The following is a 3,171-nucleotide window of genomic DNA, read 5'->3' as shown; positions in this document are numbered from 1 at the left end:
GCCAAGGACGCGCTGGACAGCCACGGCTTCGGCATGGCTTCGGTGCGCTTCATCTGCGGCACCCAGGACCTGCACAAGCAGCTGGAAAAGCAGATCGCCACGTTCTTCGGCAAGCAGGACACCATCCTGTACGCGGCCTGCTTCGACGCCAACGGCGGCCTGTTCGAGCCGCTGCTCGGCGAGAACGACGCGATCATCTCCGACGCGCTGAACCATGCCTCGATCATCGACGGCGTGCGCCTGTGCAAGGCCAAGCGCTTCCGCTACGCCAACTGCGACATGGCCGACTTGGAAGCCCAGCTGCAGGCTGCCGATGCCGCCGGCTGCAGAACCAAGCTGATCACCACCGACGGCGTGTTCTCCATGGACGGCTTCATCGCCCCGCTGGATGAGATCACCGCGCTGGCCAGGAAGTACAACGCGCTGGTGCACATCGACGAATGCCATGCCACCGGCTTCCTCGGTGCCACCGGCCGCGGCTCGGCCGAGGTCAAGGGCGTGCTGGAGAAGATCGACATCATCACCGGCACCCTGGGCAAGGCCATGGGCGGCGCGCTGGGTGGGTTCACCTGCGCCAGCGCCGAAGTGGTCGAACTGCTGCGCCAGCGCTCGCGCCCGTACCTGTTCTCCAACTCGCTGCCACCGCACGTGGTCGCCGCCGGCATCAAGGCCTTCGAGATGCTGGCCGCCGCCGACGACCTGCGCAGCACGCTGGCCGACAACACCGCCTATTTCCGCCAGAAGATGACCGCCGCCGGTTTCGACGTGAAGCCGGGCGTGCACCCGATCAGCCCGGTGATGCTGTACGACGCCCCGCTGGCGCAGAAGTTCGCCGAGCGCCTGCTGGAAGAAGGCATCTACGCGATCGGCTTCTTCTTCCCGGTCGTGCCCAAGGGCCAGGCGCGCATCCGTACCCAGATCAGCGCCGCGCATACGCGTGCCCACCTGGACCGGGCGATCGATGCGTTCACCCGCATTGGCCTCGAGCTGGGCGTGATCAAGCACTGACACGCGCAAACCGGGTAGCGCCACCCCATGGGTGGCGGCTCTCCGCAGCGGCATCATGAACATCTGGCGAGGGCACGCCTGTGTGCCCTCGCCGACCCACGGCCGGCGTCAGCCGCTTACTTCTTCTTTTTCTTCTTGTCCTTGGCCGTTTCCTTGCTGGCCACCACCACCGGTGCGGCGACCGGCCTGTCCTGGCCGTTGCCCTTGGCCACGCGGATGCCGTTGGCCTTCATCCAGGCGTCGAACTCATCGGCGGACATCTTCTTGTCGCCGTCGCTCATCATGAAGCGGTAGCTGCCGCGGCCGTCCAGCTCGGGCGTTTTGACTTCCACCACCTTGTCGGTCACCGGGGCCTCGGCCTTGGCGGCCTGTTTGTGGCCCCCACACGCGGTGAGCAGCACGGCGGGCAGCAGCAGGCAGGCGCTGCGGAACAGGGGGCGATTGAGCAGGTTGGCATGCATGGGGGAATCTCCCGGGGGTGAATGAAACGTCGGGTACGCGGCCATCCATTGCCTGGTTCGGTCGGCCTGCCGCGCACGGGCAGGCCACGGCGTCACGGCGGCGCCACGGCGCCATCGGCCGCGGCATACAGCAAATCCAGGTCGCGCTGGCTCAGTTCACGCCAGGCACCCTTGCCCAGCGCGCCCATCGGCAGGTGCCCAATGGCCACGCGCACCAGGCGCAGCACGTTGATATCCAACGCGGCCAGCAGGCGCCGGATATGGCGGTTGCGGCCTTCTTCGAGCACCACTTCCAGCCACGCGGTCTTGTCGCCACTGCGCAGCAAGGTGGCGCGTCGCGCGCGCAGCAGTTCGCCTTCGTCCTCCACACCGGTGCACAGCGCCTGCAGCTGCGCGGCATCGGGGATGGCGTCGATCTGCACGTGGTAGGTCTTGTCCGGGCCGGTGGCCGGGTCGGTCAGTCGTGCGGCCCACTGCGGGTCGTTGCTGAACAACAACAGGCCTTCGCTGGCCTTGTCCAGCCGCCCGACCGGGGCGATCCACGGCAACCCGGCGTCATCGAAGCAGCGGTAGACGGTGTCGCGGCCCTGCTCGTCCTGGGCGGTGGTGACCAGGCCGCGCGGCTTGTTGAGCATCAGGTGGATGCGCCGCGGCGCGTCCAGCGGCTGACCGTCGACGCGCACGTGGTGGCGACCGTCGACGATGGGGAATTCGGGTTTGTTGATGACACGGCCATCGACGGTGACGCGGCCGGCGGCAATCCACCGCGCCGCTTCAGTGCGCGAACACAGCCCGGCCTTGGACAGCACGCGCGCCAGGCCATGGCGGGGTGCGCCGTCGCTGCGCGCGGGGCTGGTCGATGACGCACGCCGCTCGGGACGGCGTGGTCGAGCGGCTGGCGCGGCAGGGGGCCGGCGTGTGCTCATCGTGCTCCGCGCAGCGCGCGGCCTACTTCTTCTCGCCCGGCTTGGTGTCAGCCGGTGCTTCCGCGGCGGCCGGGGCGGCGGCCGGCACCGGCCGCGCCTTGACCACGCGCACGCCGCGCGCCTTCATCCAGGCGTCGAATTCCTCGGCGGTCATGCGCTTGCCGTTCTGGCTCATGTCAAAGCGCCAGGGGGTGTTGTCGAACTCGGTGGCCGGCTTGTACGCGGCCGGATCGTTGGCCTTGATCGCCGGTGCGCCGGGCATGGCCTTGGCGATGTTCTGGCAGCCATCGATGCGCAGGCGCTGCAGGACGCGGTCCAGCGACTGCTGCTGGTCGAAATTGGAGGTGAGCACGCCAGCGGGCATGCCGAGCTGGACGTTGCGGATGTAGAGCTCTTCGGCAACCGGCGCAACGGCGGTGGCCGGCAGCGGCAGCGGCGAGGCGCTGATGGCATGCGCCGAGCAATCCACGGCTGCGTAGGCGGTGGGGACCAGGGCCAGGCCGAGCACGGCGGCCAGTGCGATACGCAGCATGGGATGCATCCAGGAAAGGGGTTGACGCGGCGAGTTTAACAGCGCCACAACGGCTTTCAAGATCCCACATTCAATGAATACGGCAACTTGTTGGATTTATTGTTGATTTCTTGATCAAGAGCGCGGAGCGATGGTCAAGTTCGCCCCCATGTCCGCTTGCCCCGAGCTGGGCCGGTAGGGGTGGGGTTGCGGGACACGCCGTGAATCCATCCCTGGAGGCTCCGTCGCCGCCTCCATGCGCCTC

General features: G+C 67.9%; 4 protein-coding genes. 1 reads left to right on the top strand and 3 read right to left on the bottom strand.

Features of this window, described 5'->3' with window-relative positions; genetic code table 11:
- Nucleotides 1-1,008, top strand: a 1,008-nt coding sequence (gene kbl / locus ACXJKH_RS17595; RefSeq protein ID WP_457321254.1) for a glycine C-acetyltransferase, incomplete at its 5' end; no start/stop codon positions are given.
- Nucleotides 1,009-1,124: 116 nt separating this feature from the next.
- Here kbl and ACXJKH_RS17590 read toward each other — a convergent pair.
- From ACXJKH_RS17590 to ACXJKH_RS17580, 3 genes are all read right to left on the bottom strand, one after another.
- Nucleotides 1,125-1,469, bottom strand: coding sequence for a hypothetical protein (locus tag ACXJKH_RS17590; protein ID WP_457321252.1), 345 nt, complete (start codon nucleotides 1,467-1,469; stop codon nucleotides 1,125-1,127).
- Between the two features lie 92 nt (nucleotides 1,470-1,561).
- Entirely contained in the window at nucleotides 1,562-2,395 is an 834-nt protein-coding gene (locus ACXJKH_RS17585; protein ID WP_457321250.1) for a pseudouridine synthase, read from the bottom strand.
- Between the two features lie 22 nt (nucleotides 2,396-2,417).
- Nucleotides 2,418-2,927, bottom strand: coding sequence for a hypothetical protein (locus ACXJKH_RS17580; RefSeq protein WP_256776247.1), 510 nt, complete (start codon nucleotides 2,925-2,927; stop codon nucleotides 2,418-2,420).
- Between the last annotated feature and the right edge of the window lie 244 nt (nucleotides 2,928-3,171).

The sequence above is a fragment of the Stenotrophomonas sp. P5_B8 genome, from assembly GCF_054049855.1.
This window is presented reverse-complemented; position numbering and strand designations above follow the sequence as displayed.

What these genes read in the sequence shown, in the direction of transcription:
- ACXJKH_RS17590 (WP_457321252.1), bottom strand. Translation starts at nt 1,469, where the DNA reads ATGCATGCCAACCTGCTCAATCGCCCCCTGTTCCGCAGCGCCTGCCTG.
- ACXJKH_RS17585 (WP_457321250.1), bottom strand. Translation starts at nt 2,395, where the DNA reads ATGAGCACACGCCGGCCCCCTGCCGCGCCAGCCGCTCGACCACGCCGT.
- ACXJKH_RS17580 (WP_256776247.1), bottom strand. Translation starts at nt 2,927, where the DNA reads ATGCTGCGTATCGCACTGGCCGCCGTGCTCGGCCTGGCCCTGGTCCCC.